Annotated in this window: 18 protein-coding genes and 1 pseudogene; 6 read left to right on the top strand and 13 right to left on the bottom strand. The window is 66.1% G+C overall.

The features are described 5' to 3' along the window. Window positions 1–8 precede the first annotated feature (8 nt). The 3 genes from ACYR7D_RS14540 to ACYR7D_RS14530 all read left to right on the top strand — a co-directional run bounded on the left by ACYR7D_RS14540 (window position 9) and on the right by ACYR7D_RS14530 (window position 3,074). Window positions 9–251, top strand: coding sequence for a hypothetical protein (locus ACYR7D_RS14540; RefSeq protein ID WP_459545114.1), 243 nt, complete (start codon window positions 9–11; stop codon window positions 249–251). 85 nt (window positions 252–336) lie between these two features. Further along, the gene (locus ACYR7D_RS14535) at window positions 337–1,800 is read left to right on the top strand and encodes a serine/threonine-protein kinase (protein WP_459550159.1); all 1,464 of its coding nucleotides are present in this window, start codon (window positions 337–339) and stop codon (window positions 1,798–1,800) included. A gap of 116 nt (window positions 1,801–1,916) precedes the next feature. After that, on the top strand, window positions 1,917–3,074 hold the full coding sequence (locus tag ACYR7D_RS14530; RefSeq protein ID WP_459545113.1) for an FAD-dependent oxidoreductase: 1,158 nt from the start codon (window positions 1,917–1,919) through the stop codon (window positions 3,072–3,074). A gap of 12 nt (window positions 3,075–3,086) precedes the next feature. Here ACYR7D_RS14530 and ACYR7D_RS14525 read toward each other — a convergent pair whose 3' ends face one another. The 8 genes and pseudogenes from ACYR7D_RS14525 to ACYR7D_RS14490 form a co-directional block, all read right to left on the bottom strand. After that, window positions 3,087–4,724, bottom strand: a complete 1,638-nt coding sequence (locus tag ACYR7D_RS14525) for a polyamine aminopropyltransferase (protein ID WP_459545112.1) — start codon at window positions 4,722–4,724, stop codon at window positions 3,087–3,089. Between the two features lies 1 nt (window position 4,725). Next, complete coding sequence (locus tag ACYR7D_RS14520; RefSeq protein WP_459545111.1) at window positions 4,726–5,151, bottom strand: DUF350 domain-containing protein; 426 nt, start codon at window positions 5,149–5,151, stop codon at window positions 4,726–4,728. Window positions 5,152–5,187: 36 nt separating this feature from the next. Further along, complete coding sequence (locus tag ACYR7D_RS14515) at window positions 5,188–5,610, bottom strand: DUF4247 domain-containing protein (RefSeq protein WP_459545110.1); 423 nt, start codon at window positions 5,608–5,610, stop codon at window positions 5,188–5,190. 55 nt (window positions 5,611–5,665) lie between these two features. Then, complete coding sequence (locus tag ACYR7D_RS14510) at window positions 5,666–6,259, bottom strand: DUF4178 domain-containing protein (protein WP_459545109.1); 594 nt, start codon at window positions 6,257–6,259, stop codon at window positions 5,666–5,668. Window positions 6,260–6,380: 121 nt separating this feature from the next. Then, window positions 6,381–8,474, bottom strand: a complete 2,094-nt coding sequence (locus tag ACYR7D_RS14505; RefSeq protein WP_459545108.1) for a two-component system regulatory protein YycI — start codon at window positions 8,472–8,474, stop codon at window positions 6,381–6,383. Further along, window positions 8,474–9,673 (bottom strand): hypothetical protein, encoded by a 1,200-nt coding sequence (locus ACYR7D_RS14500; protein WP_459550328.1) that lies wholly within the window; start codon window positions 9,671–9,673, stop codon window positions 8,474–8,476. Before ACYR7D_RS14500 ends, ACYR7D_RS14505 begins: the two co-directional genes overlap by 1 nt. 516 nt (window positions 9,674–10,189) lie before the next feature. After that, a pseudogene (locus ACYR7D_RS14495) lies at window positions 10,190–10,468 on the bottom strand (type VII secretion target); the annotation flags it as partial. 34 nt (window positions 10,469–10,502) lie between these two features. Next, entirely contained in the window at window positions 10,503–10,871 is a 369-nt protein-coding gene (locus tag ACYR7D_RS14490) for a hypothetical protein (RefSeq protein WP_459545107.1), read from the bottom strand. 272 nt (window positions 10,872–11,143) lie between these two features. Between ACYR7D_RS14490 and ACYR7D_RS14485 the strand changes: the two genes are divergently transcribed. Beyond that, window positions 11,144–12,430 carry an FAD-binding protein gene (locus ACYR7D_RS14485; RefSeq protein WP_459545106.1) on the top strand — a complete coding sequence of 429 codons (1,287 nt, stop codon included), beginning with the start codon at window positions 11,144–11,146 and terminating at the stop codon, window positions 12,428–12,430. Next, complete coding sequence (locus tag ACYR7D_RS14480) at window positions 12,427–13,446, top strand: hypothetical protein (protein ID WP_459545105.1); 1,020 nt, start codon at window positions 12,427–12,429, stop codon at window positions 13,444–13,446. Before ACYR7D_RS14485 ends, ACYR7D_RS14480 begins: the two co-directional genes overlap by 4 nt. A 72-nt stretch (window positions 13,447–13,518) precedes the next feature. Here ACYR7D_RS14480 and ACYR7D_RS14475 read toward each other — a convergent pair whose 3' ends face one another. Beyond that, the gene (locus tag ACYR7D_RS14475) at window positions 13,519–14,187 is read right to left on the bottom strand and encodes a class I SAM-dependent methyltransferase (protein ID WP_459545104.1); all 669 of its coding nucleotides are present in this window, start codon (window positions 14,185–14,187) and stop codon (window positions 13,519–13,521) included. A gap of 107 nt (window positions 14,188–14,294) precedes the next feature. Here ACYR7D_RS14475 and ACYR7D_RS14470 point away from each other — a divergent pair, with 107 nt between their 5' ends. After that, window positions 14,295–14,864 (top strand): TetR/AcrR family transcriptional regulator, encoded by a 570-nt coding sequence (locus ACYR7D_RS14470; protein WP_459545103.1) that lies wholly within the window; start codon window positions 14,295–14,297, stop codon window positions 14,862–14,864. A gap of 41 nt (window positions 14,865–14,905) precedes the next feature. On the opposite strand, the gene ACYR7D_RS14465 is transcribed toward ACYR7D_RS14470, so the two are convergent. The 4 genes from ACYR7D_RS14465 to ACYR7D_RS14450 form a co-directional block, all read right to left on the bottom strand. Continuing rightward, entirely contained in the window at window positions 14,906–15,598 is a 693-nt protein-coding gene (locus ACYR7D_RS14465; protein ID WP_459545102.1) for an ABC transporter permease, read from the bottom strand. Beyond that, window positions 15,595–16,512 carry an ABC transporter ATP-binding protein gene (locus ACYR7D_RS14460; protein ID WP_459545101.1) on the bottom strand — a complete coding sequence of 306 codons (918 nt, stop codon included), beginning with the start codon at window positions 16,510–16,512 and terminating at the stop codon, window positions 15,595–15,597. The genes ACYR7D_RS14465 and ACYR7D_RS14460 overlap by 4 nt, the downstream gene beginning before the upstream one ends. Then, the gene (locus tag ACYR7D_RS14455; RefSeq protein ID WP_459550158.1) at window positions 16,509–16,829 is read right to left on the bottom strand and encodes a GntR family transcriptional regulator; all 321 of its coding nucleotides are present in this window, start codon (window positions 16,827–16,829) and stop codon (window positions 16,509–16,511) included. Before ACYR7D_RS14455 ends, ACYR7D_RS14460 begins: the two co-directional genes overlap by 4 nt. A 200-nt stretch (window positions 16,830–17,029) precedes the next feature. After that, window positions 17,030–17,974, bottom strand: coding sequence for a helix-turn-helix transcriptional regulator (locus tag ACYR7D_RS14450; protein ID WP_459545100.1), 945 nt, complete (start codon window positions 17,972–17,974; stop codon window positions 17,030–17,032). Window positions 17,975–18,060: the final 86 nt, after the last annotated feature.

Below are 18,060 nucleotides of genomic sequence, written 5' to 3'. Positions count from 1 at the left end.
GTGGAGGAATGCCGCTGCTCACCGTCGTACTTCCGCCGGATTCGACGCTCTCCGACGCGTTGCGGGCACTGCGCCTGCGCGCGGAGGAGGTCGACCGCGAGTACGGGTTGATCGCGCTCGACCCCGCCACCGGCCGCTTCGCATTACGGGTGAACGCGGCGGCGGCCGCCCGCCTGGCCACCGGCACCGCCGGCACGGTGTTCGCGGATCCGCCGGTCGAATCCATGGGACCCGGCGAACGGCCCGGATAGCGAAATCGGCTATTATCAGCGCTGTTCCGGCCGGTACCCGATGATGAGGTGCTGTGCGAGATCACAGGATGTGGATCGGTTGCTCGTGGAAGGTACGGAGTTCGGTCGTTACCGACTACTCGATCCACTCGGGGCGGGTGCCATGGGAGAAGTCCATCGCGCCTACGACACGGGTACCGATCGGATGGTGGCGCTGAAGCTGCTGTCCCCGCAGTTCGCCGAGGACACCGTCTACCGCAAGAGATTCCAGCGCGAAGCGCAGATAGTGGCACGACTGTCCAACCCGCATATCGTGCCGCTCCACGATTTCGGCGAAATCGACGGCCGCCTCTTCCTGGATATGCGCCTGGTCGAGGCCCCCGACCTCGCCACCCTCCTGGAGGAGAAGGGCCGGCTCGAACCCGCCACCGCGGTCCACGTGATCACCCAGATCGCCTCCGCCCTGGACGCCGCGCACGCCCAGGGCCTGCTGCACCGCGATGTGAAACCGTCGAACATCCTGCTCACCGCCGAGGGTTTCGCGTACCTGATCGATTTCGGCATAGCCCGCGGTGGAAGCGACACCACGCTCACCGCGGCCGGGGTGATGATCGGCACCCTGGCCTATATGGCACCCGAACGGCTCACCCTCGGCGAAACGGACGCGCGTTCGGATGTGTACGCCCTGGCCTGCGTGCTGTACGAATGCCTGGCGGGTACGAAACCGTATCGCGGGGACAGTGTGGAACGGCAGATCGCCGCGCATCTGACCGACGAGCCTCCGCGCCCGTCCGCCGCCGGGATCCCGGCGGCCTTCGACCCGGTGATCGCCACCGGGATGGCGAAGAAACCCGAGGAACGTTACGGATCGGCCGGGGAGCTCGCGGCCGCCGCCCAGCACGCCCTGCTACCGCCGACGGCGCCCGAGCCCCCGCCGCTTCCGCGGCCGCGGAAGCGGAAGCGGCGGCATACCGTTGCGGCCGCGTCCGTCTCGGCCCTCGTGGTGGTAGGGGCCTCGGCTCTCGCGCTCGCCCGGGACGGCGGCACGCTCGTCACCGACCCGCCCGACCCAGCGGTACCCGTCACGTCCTCGGCGACCGTCGCGCCCGGCCCGGCATCGGCCGGCCCGGTGGACCCACCGGCCGTGGCGGAGTCACCGCAGCTCCACGACCCCACGTCCCCGCCGGGGGTGACCGTTACGGGCACGGTGCCGGTAGCGCCGGTGATCGTACCGGGCATCCCCGGAGCGGGGGGTACACCCGCTCCCGGCACCTCGGCACCCGTATCCCCGCCACCGGATCCCTCTCCCGACCCCACCACTACCACCACGCGCCCGCCCGCGACGACCACCAGCACACCGGCGCCGAGCACCACCACCGGTACGACCGAACCCACGACGACCCCGCCGGAGACGACGGCTCCCACCTCCACCGAGACGAGTACGTCGCCGACCACCAGCGCCCCCCAGGAAACCGGCACCGCGGAAGCCGGGGACGACCCGGCGGACCCGGGCGACGCGACGGGCACCGCCATCGCCACCGACTCCGCCCCGATATCCCCTCCCCGGTAGCAGACCGGTACGCACCCGGCTCGCGGTCGAGTCGAAGGCCACACGCCGCCACCGTGGAGGCCACCCGGACCGACGACGATAATCGACGCGTACCGGACTCGACTTCGGAGGTGGCGATGGCCGGGGAACCGAACGGGGCCGAGCGACGTGCCGTCGTCGTGGGCGCCGGTATCGCGGGCCTGACCGCCGCCGTGGCATTGCGACAGCGGGGCTGGCGGGTGGTGGTACTGGAACGAGCCGCCGCGGTGACGCCCGCGGGTTCCGGTCTGAGCCTGTGGCCGAACGGATTACGCGGCCTCGAGGTGATCGGCGTGGCCGGCGCCGTCCGGGAGCAGGCGCTGCCCGCGCTCGAAGGGGGGATGCGCACCCCCGCCGGAAAGTGGCTGGCACGAACCGATAGCACCGAACTCCGGCGGCGCTTCGGGGATCTGGTGGTGATCCATCGCGCCCTGCTCTCCGAGATCCTGCGCGAGGCACTCGGAGCGGAAGCGCTCCGGCTCGGCACCACCGTGCGACGGCTGGAGGCCACCCCGCACGGCGCCCGGGTGTGGCACGGTCACGGTAGCCACGAAGCCGATCTGGTACTCGGCGCGGACGGTATCGACAGCACCGTCCGTACAGCCCTGTGGCCGACGGCGCGAGGACCGGTCTACGCGGGTTATACCGCGTGGCGGACCATCGTCTCGCCGGACACCGCCGTCCACTCCGGCGGCGAAACGCTGGGGCGCGGGCAACGTTTCGGTATCGCGCCGTTACGTGACGGCCGGGTCTACGTTTTCGCCACCGCGAACCTGCCTGCGGGGCAGCGCGGCCCCGCGGGGGAGCTCGACGAGGTGCGGCGCCGGTTCGGCCACTGGCACGAGCCGATCCCGGCACTGCTGGCCGCGGCCGACCCAGCGGCCCTGCTGCGCCACGATATCCACGAGCTGCCGCCCCTACGGAGCTATACGCGCGGCCGGGTGGCCCTCCTCGGCGACGCCGCCCACGCCATGACCCCGAATCTGGGCCAGGGCGCGAACCTGGCCATCGAGGACGCCGTCACCCTGGCCGCCTTGCTCGACCGGTTCCCCGTGCCCGCCGCCCTGACCGAATACGACCGGCTCCGCCGAGCCCGGGTCCGGCCGCTGCTCACACTGTCGCGCCGGATGGGCACCGCGCTCCAGCTGTCCTGGCCGCCGGCCGCGGTACTGCGCGACACCGCGCTCCGCCTCATACCGGACAGCGCCGCCCTGCGGGCGCTCGCGCCGGTGCTGTCCTGGCGACCACCCCGCTGAAACCCACCGGTGTCAGACCCATTCACTGCGCGCGAGATCGAGGATCACCGGGTGCATCAGCGTGGACGGCCGCTCACCCGTATCGCGGCGATCCGGCGCGAAAACCGTCGCCGCGCGCAGGCTCGACTCGTCGATCGAACGCAACGGCGCGGGTGGGTCGATGGTGAGCCCCGCGATGGGAGCGCGGGTGGCCAGGAGAAAACCCCAGTCACCGAAACTCGGCACATCCACGTGATAGGGCAGAACATGCAGCCCGGAGGTGCGCACCGTCGCGGCGATACACCAGAAGGAGCGGGGTGCGAAGAACGGTGATCCCGCCTGCACCACCATGGTGCCCTCGGGCGCCAGCACGCGCGCGGCCATGGCATAGAACTCGGTGGAGTAGAGCTTGGCGATGGAGGTCTGATCCGGGTCGGGCAGGTCCACGATCACCGCGTCGTAGCCGGGTTCGGCGGTCCGCAGCCAGGTGAACGCGTCCGCGGTGATCACCCGCACCCGCGGATCGGCGAAGGAGTCGCGGTTGAGCTCGGTCAGCCGGGTATCCCTCCGGGCCAGTTCCACGACGACCGGATCGAGTTCGACCAGGGTGACCGTCCGCACGTCCGGATACTTCAGGATCTCGCGAAGCGCGAGACCGTCGCCGCCACCGATGACCAGTACGTCGCGCCGGGACCCGGCGAGCGCCGGATGCACCATGGCCTCGTGGTAGCGGTATTCGTCCACCGACGAGAACTGCAGGTCGCCGTTGAGGAACAGCCGGGTGTCGCGGGTGCCGAACGGGGACAGGGATTCGGTGAGCACGATCTTCTGGTATTCGGTCTGCCGCTGCCAGACGATCGGATGCGCGAACAGCGCCTGCTGCGCCGTGGCCTCGAACCGGTCGGCATACACATAGCTGCCGACCAGCGCTCCCGCGACGAGCAGAGTGAGCGCGCCGAAGCTCACCTTCACCAGATGCGACAGATCGGCCCGGAACCACACCAGCACCAGTATCAGCCCCGCCACCGCGTTCACCACGCCCACGATGAGACTGCCCCGGATCTGCCCGAATACCGGCAGCAGCACGAACGGAAACGCCAGCCCACCCAGCAACGCGCCCACGTAGTCGGCCGCGAACAGATCGGCCACCGCGCTGCCCGCCGCCTGCCTCCGGATGCGCTGCAGCATCTCCATCAGCAGGGGGATCTCCGCGCCCACCAGCGCACCGATCACCCCCGCCGCCACCACCAGCGCGGCAGTGTAGAGGTTGAGCCAGGCATAGGCCGCGTACAGGACCAGAACCGACATACCGCCGACCAGCGCCAGCGCGAGTTCCACCACGACGAACGCGGCGGCGGCCCGGTGCCGCAGCGGTTTCGCGGCCAGCGCTCCGACACCCATGGCACACACCATCACGCTGAGGGTGATGGAGGCCTGGGTGGCGGTATCACCGATCAGATAGCTGCCGAGGGTGACCAGGGACAGCTCGTACACCAGCCCGCAGGCCGCGCAGACGAAGACCGTGACGAGCAGAGCGAGGCGGGCGAAACGCCCGGTGACCGGCGGCCCGGCCGGGGCTGCGCCATCGAGGGCCTCCGCCCGGGGGCGCCCGTTTCCGGCCGTCGTCCGCTCGGCGGCGACGGTGCCGGTGGATGTCTCGGGTGCCGGCAACTCAGGTGAGCGCGGCCGCGACCACGGCGGCGACCGCGATGTGCACCGCCGAACTCACCCACACCCCGGGATGCAGTTCGTGCTCGTTCACCACGCCCCGGAATTCCCCCGGTGTGGTGAACTCCAGCAGCAGGAAGGCCAGCGCCATGGCGATCAGCCCGATGATGCCGTAGACCGCGCTGGACACCAGAGCCTGCCCGATCGCACCGTCGGAGGTCCAGATCGCGGTGGCGACGATGATGCCGACGCCCAGCATGTTCGCCGCCACCAGCAGCGCGGCGTTGCGGTTGCGCTCGATCCAGATCTGGTGGCGCAGATTACCCGGCGTGAGCACATCCACCAGGACGAAACCGAGCACCATCAGGACGAAGCCCAGGCCGGCGTAGGCGGCCGCGGCCCCGGCGTTCGCGGGCAGGTCTTCGAGCATTGTTCCTCCTGGAAGAGTGGATCCGTTCGCGTCCGGTTACTTTCCCTCACCGGAACCGCCGCCGCGGAAGCTGCTGTTGTCACTGGGCCAGCCGAAGGCACTGACATGGCTGTGATGCCGGCGGTGACCGGTGCGGTAGTCGTCGACCAGGATCTTGACGCCGGAAGCGTTCGGCGAGATCGCGATGATGTCGTCGCGATACTGCAGGAAGGTCAGCGGTCCGGAGGTGCGGCGATCCAGCGGCCGCGCCGCCTTGGTGATCTCGTCGGCCGCCGCGGTCGGCGTTGCGTTCGCCGTGTAGGCCATACCGTTGTTCGCCTCGTCCAATTTCGGAGTCCGCGCGTAATGGGACGAGATATACGATCGCGCGCTGACACCGTTGTCATCGGAACCGCATCCCGACAGCGCCATGACCACGATCGCGCACAGGGTCGCGAACGCCCGAAACCTACGACTCACAACAAACCTTCCCCCGTCTGGCGCCCAGTCCGTCCGGTGACGCAGCGGCTACCGCTCAGGACTGCGACTGCGGGTAGATCATAATCGCACTCCGGTACACCACCTGCCCCAAGGCGGCTTCCTTCTTCCCCGACCCCCCGAAATCCTCGAACGACAACCGGGTTCCGTCCTCGGCGACGTAGTCGTGGTAGGCCAGTGTGCCGGAAGGCGTCAGGCCGGTCGTGGCCTCGCTACGGTACTGCGCGTTCCCCGATTCCTCCAACCGGAACCGCTTCCCGTCGTGCTCGAGCTCCGCGCCCCCGGGTGCCGGTATCCCGGGGGTCTCCGTCCACAGCACCAGCTCGAGCTCCGGGTCCTCTTCCACCGACAGCCACTTACGGGTGCCCTTGGCGGTATCGAGCAGATGCTCGCTCCACTGGTACCCGCCCTCTTTCAGTCGCAGCGAACCGCGCACGGTGAAGGTCTCCCCGAAGATATCGACGATATCCCCGGCCTTCAGCGCCCGTGGGTCGCCCCGGAGGGCGTCGGTGTCCTCGTCCGCGAACGGGTCCACCGGAACCGGCGGTGCGGCGGGCTCGTTCTTCCGCCGCACGAGCAGGAACAACGCGATACCCGCCGCGACGAGCACGACGATCAGCAGGACGAGCAACAGCGCGTTGATGGCGGCCTCCCTCTGACGATCTCAGCGGAGACTAACATCCCCCGCCGGAGGTTTCCGGCCACCTGTAGGGGTGGCCCGAAACCGTCTCCGTATTCCGGTCGGCGCCGGCTCAGACCTCCCGCGGCGGCTGGACGGCCGGCGGGTCCGCGGGAGCGGTCTGACTGACCTTCGGCTCCGGCAGCTTCGAGGGCTCGGGAGCCGGGGCGTTGGTGGTAGCGGAATCCAGACCGGTGGGATGCAGGAACCGCTCGAATTTGCCGAACTGCGCACTGTCCAGGTTCTGCGTATCGAGCGGGGTCACCTGATCGCCGATGACATAGTGCCAACCACCGTCTTTCTGGAACAGGACGGCGCTGTGGTTCTCCCACTTGATCACATCGCCCACCCGCAATTCGGAAACGTCGATCTCTCGCCACGGGCTGTCCGCATCCTGAGCCGCGGAGGTCTCGGCATAGGCGGTGGTCGCGTTGATGGCGGGATTGCTCTGCTGCCTGGTGAGAGCGTCCGAAACCGTCTGCGGCATCTTGATCGTCTTCTCTTCGCCCGGCAACTTGTGGTCGGTATTCATACCAGGTGTGTTGACGATGGGCGGGGGGCCGGCATCGGTGGACGCGGTGACCACATTCTGCGGGGCCGCACCCGAATCGGGTGTGACGGCCGTCCCCGGGGACTGCTGTCCGGGACCGGGAGCCTGCCGGTCCCCGTCCCGGCGATCGTCCTCGTCCCGGTCGTCCTTCTTCTTCTCTTTCTCGTTGCCGCCGAACGCGTTCCCCGCCTGTCCGGCCAGCGCGGAGGCCATCAGCGGCATCGCCAGCGCGCTCGTCGGATCGAATCCACCGCCGGTCGCCTGTTGCTGGGGCAGCTGGGGCTGTTGCGCCTGAGTCGCGGTCGCACCGTTTCCGGTATCGCCCTTGACGTAGTCCATGAGCTGGTCTTTGATACCGGAGGGGTCCTCATTCTCGGTACCGCCGGTGGGATCCGTTTCGTCTCCGGGCGTCCCGGTGCCGGTGGGGCCACCGAGGATATCGGACAACTCCTTGTCCATATCATCCAGCGCCTTGTCGGCATCAGCCGGCTTATCGGTGTCCTGCGGCTTGTCGTCGTTATTGTTGCCACCGTTGAACTGGGCGTCCCCTCCCCCGTTGCCGTTGTTGCCGTTGCCGTTGTTGCCGTTCCCGTTGTTGCCGTTGCCGTTGTTGCCGTTCCCGTCGTTGCCGTTCCCGTCGTTACCGTTCCCGGGTTTGTCTATATCATTAGCCTTCTTCTGGAACTTCTCGATAGCATCGGCATACTCTTTTTCCCAATCCTCGGCAGCTTTATCAATTGCCGCTACATAAAAAATTTGCTCCGCCGTGGGATCAAGTATAAATTCACCCGACTCCGAATTTTTCTCATAGAAGGTATACGTCTTATCACTCGGGCCGGAATCGTAGACAAATTTGTCACCAGCTCGACGGAAATTTTCCAGACCCCCGGTTATATCCTTAGAAAGCTCCTTGTTTAAATCGTCTTTTATTCGTACGAGTTTTTTGAAAGTTTCCGAGTTGAGTACAGCAGAGTCCTCGGTATTGACCTTGACACCCGTGAGCTCAGAGCTTTCTTCTTCCTGTCGATCCGAAAGCTGCTTTTTGACCTCGTCATGTTCTTTTATGAGCTTCGCCCAACCTTCCGGGTCCGTAATCTGATCCCCGTCGAGCAGGTTGGTGAAGTCGGGTGCGGCCTCAGGGTTACGAGCACCCAGAGTGTCCAACCCCCACTGCATCGAAAACTCGGTATCCTCGATCAATGCTATCAGCGTCGGACTTGCCCCTTTCGGCTGATAGAGATCGACCCAGTGCAAATGTTCCTTCTCATCACGACGTTCGTAACCATAATCTCCGAACTTCGCCTCTTCTTTCTCCCTTTTGGCCTGGACAACCGGACCGGGATCGTCAGTTTCGAGAGCTTTTATTATATCCCTGTATTTAGGATCGTCCTTGAGGTCCCCGGCGTCATGAACGAGCTGTTCCCGTACGTCGTACTTATAGGATTGCGAATGGGTGAAGTCGAGATCGTTGAAGGCTTGCTCGAATTCCTCTGCGCTCAGTGCGGCGAGAGCATCCAGAGCCTCTTTTGCTTGGCCATCCTGAAAACCGACAGAATCCCAGGTACCAGCGTGGTAGTGTTTTTCGATCAGTCCGACGGCATCCTCTGCCTTGCCCATCAAGCCCTCCTCTGTTCAGCGGAATCCTCGGCTCCCGCCGGACCCGGCTCACGTACGGGAACAGACACGAACGAATCTCCGACTGCGACGGAAACAGCGCCTCGGGAGATCGGTTCGAAGCTGTGGGCAGATTCGGCGCTCGGGATCGGACGCACTTCCGGTGCGGCCACAGATGCCACGGCCGACCACTGCGGGTGTTCGACTATTTGGCCGTACGTATAGAGCATGTCGCGAAGCGTCTGCCGGTCGGGCTCTCCCCTTGCCAGCAACATGAGCATCTCGTCCGCGCGACGCTCGAAAACCGTAGCTCGGACAGTTTCCGCACCGGGCAGGTCAACAGGTACGGCACCGACGGGTATATGGGACACGTCCACTCGCTGCGAGCTGAGCGTGACCGCCGTTATGTCGTCCTCGGCTCGTAACTGCTCCCACCAACTCGTGGGTACAGCTTGCCCGTTTCGGAACGCGTCGAGGATCTGCTCACGGTGAGCACGCCGCAGGGTGGACCCCGTGTCGCTCGCCGGCACTGCAGCACGGACTCGCGCATCCGCCAACCTGGCCAACTCGAAACATTTGGCCCGAATTTCCCTGTCCGGTACCGCGGCAGCCACACCTTGTAAGGTGTCGGAGCCGGCCAGAGCTAGCCGATCGACCAAACCGTCACCGGGTGAGGAGAGATCTACTGCCGCTTCGGCAGCAGGCACCGCGCCCTCCAACGCGACGCCTTCGCGCTGGAGGGCATCACGCAAGCCGACCGGAATCGCCACGGATGAAGCCACGGCACTCAGCCATATCCTGCCGGGATGGGCCATCAGCATGCCGAACTCGGCGAGCATCCGAGCCGGGTCGGTGGTGCCTTCCAAAGCGGCGGTGGTCCGTTTCGCCAAACGACCTATGGCCGCGTCCCATCTCCATGGAATGGAAACTTCCGACGGTAAGAACAATCCGGGCGGCAACCAGCCGCGTCCTTCAGTGGAGGTCAGGAGAACCACGGGCCCTCCACGGGTGCGCAACACCGCGACCGCCCATTCCGGATCGTGCGCCGAGCCGACCCCTGAAAGAACCGCACCGAGGAGAGTACGCGCAAGCACGAGGTCCTCCTCGTCCCGATCACCTACCACAAACGACGGAAACGCGCGTCTGGCCTTGTTCGGATGAGCTTCGGCTGCGAACGGACCCACCGACAGCGGCGCGGGCATGGTGGAGGCGCTCTCCGCACCCTCAGCGACCGCTACCTCCAGCCATGCACCGGCCGCTGCCCCCGGTGCCGACAGGGTACCCGCGGGGACCGCACCGGCAGCCAGGTCGAGGACTGGAGGCGAAGATGAACCCGTGGACGGCGCCGGGGGCTGAGCGACCGCACCTGTCTCCGGTGGTGGGGCTACCGGAGGAGACAGGGCGGTAGCGGGGTGCGGCGGAACCTCGAGCGGTACGGCGACTCCAGGAGGTGGGACCACAGGAGAGGAAAAGTCGCCGTTCACCGGCGGCACCCGGAACGTGGTGGAGCCGGGATCCGTATCACTGTGCCCCCTGTTTACAGGCATGCCTCGCTCCGAGGAGACAGTGCCGGACGGTTGCGGGGGCCGCGTACCGTCCCTCAACGGCACGGCCGGGCCGGTTCCTACCGGCACCGGAGGTTCCGAGGAACGGGGCGGAACGGTACCGCCCGGAGGCGCTACATCCAGCCGGTCCCCGGCCCGGCTGATCTGGTGTCCGCCACCTTCATCGGCGCGTTCGAGGGATTCCGCCGCCTTCATCAGGTTGTCGCGTGTCTGCTCATGCTGGGCGGCTCGCCGTTCCGCCTTCGCATGACGTCTGTTGTAGTAGTCCACAAGGGCTGCGTGCACCGGGTCGGCAATAGTACCGTAGGCCGACGGGAATTGAGCGAGCCAGGTGTGTGGAATTTCGCCCCACTTGCGAATTTTCTTGGCGGCTTCACCGTGCTCTTGGGCAATCTTGCGCAGCTCATCCGGCTTCACATCCAAGTACGACATGCTCCGCTGACACCTTCCGCCGACTACCTCAGATTCATTGTTCCGCCTTCCCAAAGTTGGGGAAACGCCCGTTCGTACCATCACTCTTGCGCCATTCCCCCATTACTTCGGCGAACGGGCGCGGCAAACTTTCGGTATCGTTCATCACGATCTCGTACTGCCGTCGCGCATCTGCGGCGCTTTCGGTGATGGCGGCCATGACCTCGGCGATCAGTTCCCCGCTGTCGAACCGGGCACAGGTTCCGGGAGCCAGGTACAGGTCGCGCAGCCGCCCCATCGCATCGACCTCGGGAATGACCAAACCACTGGGCGACGGTCGACGAGCGACGATCTCGTCGGCCCGCTCCCGCACATCGGCAATCCGGTGCCGCAGCTCTCGCATCATCCCGACCGCGGCACGCACGTCAGGGTGAACATCTCTCATAGATCCTCACTCATGAGTTGACCGGTCCCATACTGCGCCATGCCGATGATGCCTCCCCACTCCGCATGCCGACAGCACCGCCGGAGCCCTTCAGCACTGCCGCAGATCGCCAATAGCACGGCGTTCTCAACCTCCGAACGCTCCAGAGAACACCGCTCGACAGTACTTCCGACGGTAGCCACAGCACCGAATGATTCCCAATGGCGGGAAGAAAGGATACTCGACGGGAAGAGATTTCCGAAAGCGAGGCCATGGGTTCCCCCGAGGGCATGGACCACGAGTTCACCACCGACTTCGGCGGCGCACAACATGCGGTCCCCGCGGCCGTGCATCGAATGCCTGCCACTTTCCCCTCCCGGCTACTCGGCTCCGGTCGTCGACTCACCCTGCGCGGTGCCGGCCATTCTTGCGACGGGCAAACGGTGACCGACGGCGACTTGCTCGTCACCTACCTCCCCACAGCTGGTCTCTCACAGGTACGGGACCATGACGACGGCTCGACCGAGGTACCTGCCGGACTCAGTTGGTATGCACTGGAGAGACACCTCAACAAGCGGGGCGTAACCAACCCCGTACTCACCGATCACCTCTCCGTCTCTGTGGGGGGGACACTCTCGGTGGGGGGCGCCGGAGTCGGCTCGGTGCGCCACGGAATGCAGGTCGATCATGTGGAACGAATCCAGCTGATCGACGGGACAGGTACCAGCCGCTGGTGTTCGCGAACCGAGGATGCGGAGTTGTTCCGATTCGCGCTGGGCGGGCTGGGCACCGTAGGACTGATAGAGCGAGTAGTGCTACGCACCGTGCCGCACTACCGCTACATGCACCTGCATCGCACCTACTACACCGATGTCGCCGGAATCGCCGAACACACCCAAACGGTTGCACAACGCGAGGACGTCGACATCTATTGCGCCGCTTCCTTGCGCGGCGGCGAGTTCAGCGCCGCCATCGGCTGGCGCAGCAACGACCGTCGGCCATGCCATGCCGGCAATTGCTCGGTGGTCCGTAGCGGCCCCTCCGTCGGGCAATACTACACCCGGGCGACTCCTTCCTCCGCTGAACCGATCCAACTCTGGACCGATTTCGTCGTGCCCGTCGACCAATTCGCTCCGATACTCGCTACCGTTGATGCGATGCGTCGGCGACCCCCTTTCGACCGCACCCCCACGATGTTGTACATCTTGATAATCCGACGCCCGGCCGATGCACTCACGTTCGCCTTCACGCCGGTCAGTACAACGAACGTTTCGGTCGGGCTGGGCATTTATACCTCTGTCGGCAGAGAACAACACACCGTCACCACGATCCGCCAGATGTTTCGCGAACTCTCCGAGCAATGTTGCGACCTCGGCGGCCGCCCATACCTTTACGGGGTCCACGAGCTGAGCGGGACGCTGGGCGATCGACTATACGGGCCCGATCTGCCCCGGCTTGCAGAACTCCGCTCCATATACCGGTTGCAGCACATCAACGCCGATCTACCGCTTGTGACGGCCGCTTCCACCTCTTTCGCGAAACAGACCCGACACCCATGACCATTGAAGCTGCCGGGAATTTCCTGGTGGGTCTGGCCGAGCGCCTGACGCCGAGCTGCGATCCGACCCTCATCCGGACAGGTTTGACCTGCGCATCGGGAGGGCAGCTGGCCGGGCGCGGCCCGGACGGATACCGAGCCAGCACGCTGACCATTTCCGGTGTCCCGTTCGAAGCCAGTGTGACCGGCGGTTCGGGAACTTTCACGCCCGTCATTCGCTATGTGACCGAGGCCGGCTCCCAGGAAAAAGAGTTCAGTCCGCGCATGACCGCTCAACTGGCTGCGATACAGAAACTCACCGCAATGCTACCGGATGACGGCGGCCGACTCTCCGATATGTTCACATCCTTCGTTACGACGTTGTATCCAGAGCCCACGAAAATTCCGGCACGGCATCGCTTCGTCACTTGGGTGGGGGTTTCCCACCACGCGTCTGCCCCGCGCCACCCTGCGGGACTCAAGGTGTACGGAAACCCCAGAGGCGGACCTGAAGGGCTGCGTAAACTGTGTAGTGAAATACCCGGATTCGAAGGTTTGACGCTTACACGCGAAGCGGAACAGTTGATAATGCCCGCCGGAGTCGGGCTCGAGTCGGACGCGGCCGGCAAGATAGGACACAAGGTCTATTTCAAGACCCGCTACAAAGACGTCGCCGTCCCGATGAAATTGGTCCGCTACTTCGGCGAACCCGCGTGGGCTCTGCTTTCCGAACTCGTGTCGTGTGGAGTCGATGCGGCCAGGATCCACCAACACAACCTTTTCGTCTGCCGGACACGCGAGGCATTGACGCTCTATATGGTCGCAAGGCCGGGCGAGGATTTGACCGGTCTCGTAGGTACGCTCGCCACCCGGCATCATGGGACCACGCATGCTGTCGAGGCCCTCGCCGCAGCCGCGCAATCGTCCGGAGCGGCCTGGCACTACTCGGGGATCGGTCTCAGGTTCTCCACCGCTCATGGCATAGACAAGTTGAACGTCTACTGCACCCCTACGTGGGAGCGAGATTCCACGGAATAGCGACGAGGTCTCCACCAATTGACTCCACTGTCCGCCCCACGAATCGGATGCGGCGGCCACCGGTGTCTCCCGCTATCGGGGTTTCACAGAAATCAACATGCCCGTGGAGTGACCACCGGCGACGAATTCCGGCTCGTCGAAACCGGCTCTGCGCAATGCGGTGGTGTACCGGCGGATATCGACGACTGCGAAGCGGTCGGCGGAGTCCCTCCTACGAAGCCGGTCGCTCCGGGCGAACACGCTTCGTACCATTGCCGACGGGTGCACGTCAGCGAGAAGCAGCCGACCCCCCGGTCGCAGCACCCGCCACATCTCCGACAATGCCGCTTCCCGGTGTTCCTCGGGTATGTGGTGCATGACGAATGTGCAGGTGACCACATCGAATGCGGCGTCGGCGAGTGGTAGCTCCTGGGCCGTGGACCGGAGGTATCGATGCCGCGGATCGCGCCGCTGGTTGTAGGCGATCGCCTCCTCGGACGGGTCCACGCCGGTCACCGTTCCGTTCTCCCCCACCCGCCGGCCGAGCGCGCGCACCAACTTCCCCGGCCCGCAACCGATATCCAGGGCGTCCTCCCCCGGCTGCGCCCCGCTGCGCTCCACGAACTCCCGCAGCAGCCGCCCCTGCCGGCCGAGGAAGAAGACGGCGGTGAACAGGTTGTACCGGCGTAGACCGGAGATCACCAGACCGGTGCCGGGTTCGTCGACGAACATGGAATTACCTGTGTGCTGTTCGGATGTCATGGGTCGATCGTCGCGACCCGGCCGGGCGTCCACCAGAATCAGAACCATCCGATCCGTCCGTTTCCGGACAGGTCCGCGGAAATTGTCCACCGAGGAACTACAGGCCTATGAGCACACCGGACCGCCGGGTCCGCCGGACCCGCAACGCCCTGCACCGGGCTCTCATCGAGCTGATGCTGCAGCGGCCCTACGAGCGCATCACCGTGGCCGATGTGATCACGCGGGCCGATATCGGGCGTTCCACGTTCTACGCCCACTTCCGCGACAAGGACGATCTGCTGGTGGTGAGCTGCACCGAACACCTCCGCGAAGAGATCGCCCGCTCCTCGGATCAGCGGCGGTGGGCGCCGGTCCGGGTGGTGCTCACGCTGGCCGCCGACTACCCGGGGGTGTACCAGGCCCTGATCGGACCGAAAGCGTCGGCGGTCGCGTTGCGTGGTTGCCGGGACAGCATCGCCACCATTCTGCGCGAGCATCTCGCCGGACAACCCGGCCCGCCCACGGACGAGCTGACGATCACCACACTGTCGTGGGCCCTCGTCGGCCTGCTCAGCAGGGTCGCCGACCGCGTGGACCCCATCGCACCCGAAGTCGCCTGGCGGCATTTCGCGAAAACCTACGGCGGTCACCCGACGGGTGCCCCGGGCCGTGATCCAGCGCCGCCGCGAGACGAGTGAACCCCACTCACACCGGGCGAGCGGGGTTCCCGGGAGGTCGGCTATGCCGCCGCCCGGCGGATCGTCGCCCACGCCCCGGCCAGCGCGGCCGCGGCGAGCACCGCGGGCAGGACCACCATCGGCACCACACGCGGAGTGTCGGCGAAGAAGGAGCCGACCGCCGGCCACCAGCGCTGCCAGGTCACCAGGACGGTCGCGGAACCGGCCACGAGCAGCACTACGACACCAGCGGTGTACAGCCCGGTGACCCGCCAGCGCTGATAGATGGCACCGGCGAGCAGGCCCAGGGTGGCGACCAGCGCCAAGAAGGCCAGATAGGCCGCCAGCTGGACGAGAAGGTTGCCGGTGAAAGAGCCCGGCAGGCCGAACATCACCATCCCCACCCCCCAGCCGTCGGTGTGGTCCTCGATCACGCCGAGCGTCCACAGCAGCACGCCGAGGCCGGCCACCTGAGCGACACCGACCAGCAGTGTGGCGGCGAAGAAGTCACGCCGGGTGACGCCGAGACCGAGGGCGAAAGGGAAGGTCTGGGTCATGGCCCCCAGGTAGAAGGCCAGCATCACGCCCAGAATCGAGTAGACGCTCCCGGTGATGTGGGATTCCGGCGAATCGATCAGCGCGAAGATCCCCCAGGAAATCACGAAGGCCGCGACCAGGACCCCGAGAGGCCAGGCGATCAGCAGCGGCCAGGCAACCGTATGGATGCGGGAGATACCGAGGGCGCGGGCGATCATGACTGCTCCTTGCCGTGCAGGGTGGTGGTCTCGACGATGAGTTGCTGCAGCGAAACCGGTTCCACCAGCAGGCCCATCGTTTTCGCGCGCTGGGTGTCCGCGGCGTTGTCGGTGGTGCGCAGCAGCACCCGGCTCCGGCTCCCCAGCGATTCTCGGCGCAGTTCCCCCCGGCCGGCCACGAATTCGTCGAGAGCGGCGGTGGGACCGGATACGGTGAGCGCGGAGTCGCGCAGTTCGTCGGCCGAGGCGTCGGCGACGATCCGGCCGCGATCGATCAGCACGACATGCTCGAGCAGATCGGCGACCTCGTCGATGAGATGGGTGGACAGAACCACGGTGCGGGGGTGCTCGGCGTAGTCGGCGAGCAGCCGGTCGTAGAAGAGGTGCCGGGCCACGGCGTCGAGGCCGAGATAGGGCTCGTCGAAGAAGGTCAGCGGCGCCCGGGAGGCGAGCCCGATGATCACGCCGAGGGCCGAGGTCATACCTCGCGAGAGTTTCTTGACCTTGCGATCGGTGGGCAGGTCGAAATCGCGCAGCAACTCCCGCGCGAACGCCTCGTCCCAATGGGGCAGCAGATGCCGGGCAGCGGTCAGCACATGCTTGACCTTGTAATCCGCCGGATAGGCCTGGCTTTCTTTGATGAACGACACCGAGCGCAGCACCGCGGCGTTCTCGTGTGGGACGGCACCGTGGATCCGTACTTCACCGGCGGTCTGGAACAGCTGCCCGGTGAGCACCTGCATGAGGGTCGTCTTTCCCGCGCCGTTACGGCCGAGCAAGCCGTAGATGGTGTTCTCGCGCAGGTCGAAGGTGACATCGTCGAGCGCGGTGACCGAGCCGAAGCGCATGGTCACCCCGCGCGCCGAGACCAGCACATCGTTGTCGAGCGCCGGATCGATGAAGGTGGTGTTCATCGGTTTCCCTCCCGCTGGTCGAGCAGAGCCTTGAGTTCATCGATGCTCATACCGAGCTTGTCGGCTTCGGCGATGAGCGGGTCGATGTACTGCTGGGCGAATCGTTCCTTGCGGCGCAGCCGCAGAGCACCGCGTGCACCGGCGGTGACGAACATGCCGATCCCTCGTTTCTTGTACAGAATCCCGTCCGACACCAGCTGATTCAGGCCTTTGGCCGCCGTTGCCGGATTGATCCGATGGAAGGCCGCGAGCTCGTTCGACGACGGCGCCTGCGCCTCCTCGGGCAGCGACCCGTCGATGATCGAGTTCTCGACCATCTCCGCGATCTGCAGGAAGAGCGGCTTCCCGTCCGCGAGCACTGGTCCTCACCTCCGCCGGTGGAGTGGTTCACTACTCATGTAATGAACCATAGAGCTCCGAGGGTGTCGGCGCAAGAGAACGGAATTCGAACGGCGAAGACCACTCAGGGGCAGCCGCATATACGGCCACCCGGCAGTGACGCCGGGGACAGCGTCGTTCACCCGTACTGCCGCAGGGTCCGGGCCGCCAGCTCCCGGACCCGCTCGACGGCTTCCACGGGCCCGGTGACCGTGAGATCGTCGGCGAATTGGAGCAATTGGCGCACGTCCTCCACCACCCGGCAGGCGACGGCGATACGCACCCGGCCTTCCCCGCCCGGAGAGCGAACGGACAAGCGGGTGCCGAGAATTCGCTTCGCACGTTCCAGCTGGCCGGCGGCGAGCTCGGCCTCGATCCGCAGCGTTTCGGAGGTCTCCCACGCCGCGGAGAGTTCCGCGGCCACCTGCTCCAGGGTCTTGCCGGGCCGTAACCACCGCGGCGTCCGCAGGGGGCGCCACCCGGTGATTCGTTCCAGCGCGTACAGCCGGGGCGTACCCGCGCGGTCCGCGACGAGATACCAGCGGCCTCCTTTCGCCAGCAGGCCGTAGGGGTCGACGGTCTGCCAACCGGCCTCACCCTCGGTCGAGCGGCGGTAGTGCAGGCGCAACCGCACCCCGCGGCGGAGATCGCCCACCAGTTCGGCGGGGCCGATCCCCTCCCCCGCCCGCCCGAACCACGGCCGATTGTCCGTGGTGACCACCGCGCTGATCGGCAGCAGGTTTTCCGCTCGCGTCCGGCTCGCCGCCACTTTGCTCCGGGCCCGCCGGCCGTCGAAACCACCGCCGAGTTGTTCGCGCTGCGCATCGTCCAGCCCGTACAGCGTGAGGTGATCACGCTCGGCCGGGGTGAGGCGAGCGAGATCCAGTGCACCGCCCGGGAGCAAGGTGACACCTCCCCACCGGCCGCGGCGCACGAGTATCGGAAAACCCGCCTCCTGCAACCACTGCACATCCCTGAGCACGGTCCGCACCGAGACGCCCACCTCGGCCGCGAGGTCGGTCGTGGTGACGGTCGCACGGGACTGCAGGGCGATCAGCAGCGAGAAGAAGCGATCGGGCGTCATGCCGACAAGAATCTCAGCAAACACGCCGGGATCTGTCAGGTATGACAGGCACCCTCCTGCTGTCCGAATCACCGAACAGAGGAGCT

Source organism: Nocardia sp. X0981 (genome assembly GCF_977089955.1).
This window is presented reverse-complemented; position numbering and strand designations above follow the sequence as displayed.

Excerpts from the sequence above, each read along its gene's own strand:
- ACYR7D_RS14505 (WP_459545108.1), bottom strand. The coding sequence starts at position 8,474 with ATGGGCAAGGCAGAGGATGCCGTCGGACTGATCGAAAAACACTACCAC.
- ACYR7D_RS14470 (WP_459545103.1), top strand. The coding sequence starts at position 14,295 with ATGAGCACACCGGACCGCCGGGTCCGCCGGACCCGCAACGCCCTGCAC.
- ACYR7D_RS14455 (WP_459550158.1), bottom strand. The coding sequence starts at position 16,829 with ATGGTCGAGAACTCGATCATCGACGGGTCGCTGCCCGAGGAGGCGCAG.
- ACYR7D_RS14450 (WP_459545100.1), bottom strand. The coding sequence starts at position 17,974 with ATGACGCCCGATCGCTTCTTCTCGCTGCTGATCGCCCTGCAGTCCCGT.
- ACYR7D_RS14465 (WP_459545102.1), bottom strand. The coding sequence starts at position 15,598 with ATGATCGCCCGCGCCCTCGGTATCTCCCGCATCCATACGGTTGCCTGG.
- ACYR7D_RS14540 (WP_459545114.1), top strand. The coding sequence starts at position 9 with ATGCCGCTGCTCACCGTCGTACTTCCGCCGGATTCGACGCTCTCCGAC.
- ACYR7D_RS14500 (WP_459550328.1), bottom strand. The coding sequence starts at position 9,673 with ATGCCCGCGCCGCTGTCGGTGGGTCCGTTCGCAGCCGAAGCTCATCCG.
- ACYR7D_RS14485 (WP_459545106.1), top strand. The coding sequence starts at position 11,144 with ATGGGTTCCCCCGAGGGCATGGACCACGAGTTCACCACCGACTTCGGC.
- ACYR7D_RS14480 (WP_459545105.1), top strand. The coding sequence starts at position 12,427 with ATGACCATTGAAGCTGCCGGGAATTTCCTGGTGGGTCTGGCCGAGCGC.
- ACYR7D_RS14520 (WP_459545111.1), bottom strand. The coding sequence starts at position 5,151 with ATGCTCGAAGACCTGCCCGCGAACGCCGGGGCCGCGGCCGCCTACGCC.
- ACYR7D_RS14460 (WP_459545101.1), bottom strand. The coding sequence starts at position 16,512 with ATGAACACCACCTTCATCGATCCGGCGCTCGACAACGATGTGCTGGTC.
- ACYR7D_RS14475 (WP_459545104.1), bottom strand. The coding sequence starts at position 14,187 with ATGACATCCGAACAGCACACAGGTAATTCCATGTTCGTCGACGAACCC.
- ACYR7D_RS14530 (WP_459545113.1), top strand. The coding sequence starts at position 1,917 with ATGGCCGGGGAACCGAACGGGGCCGAGCGACGTGCCGTCGTCGTGGGC.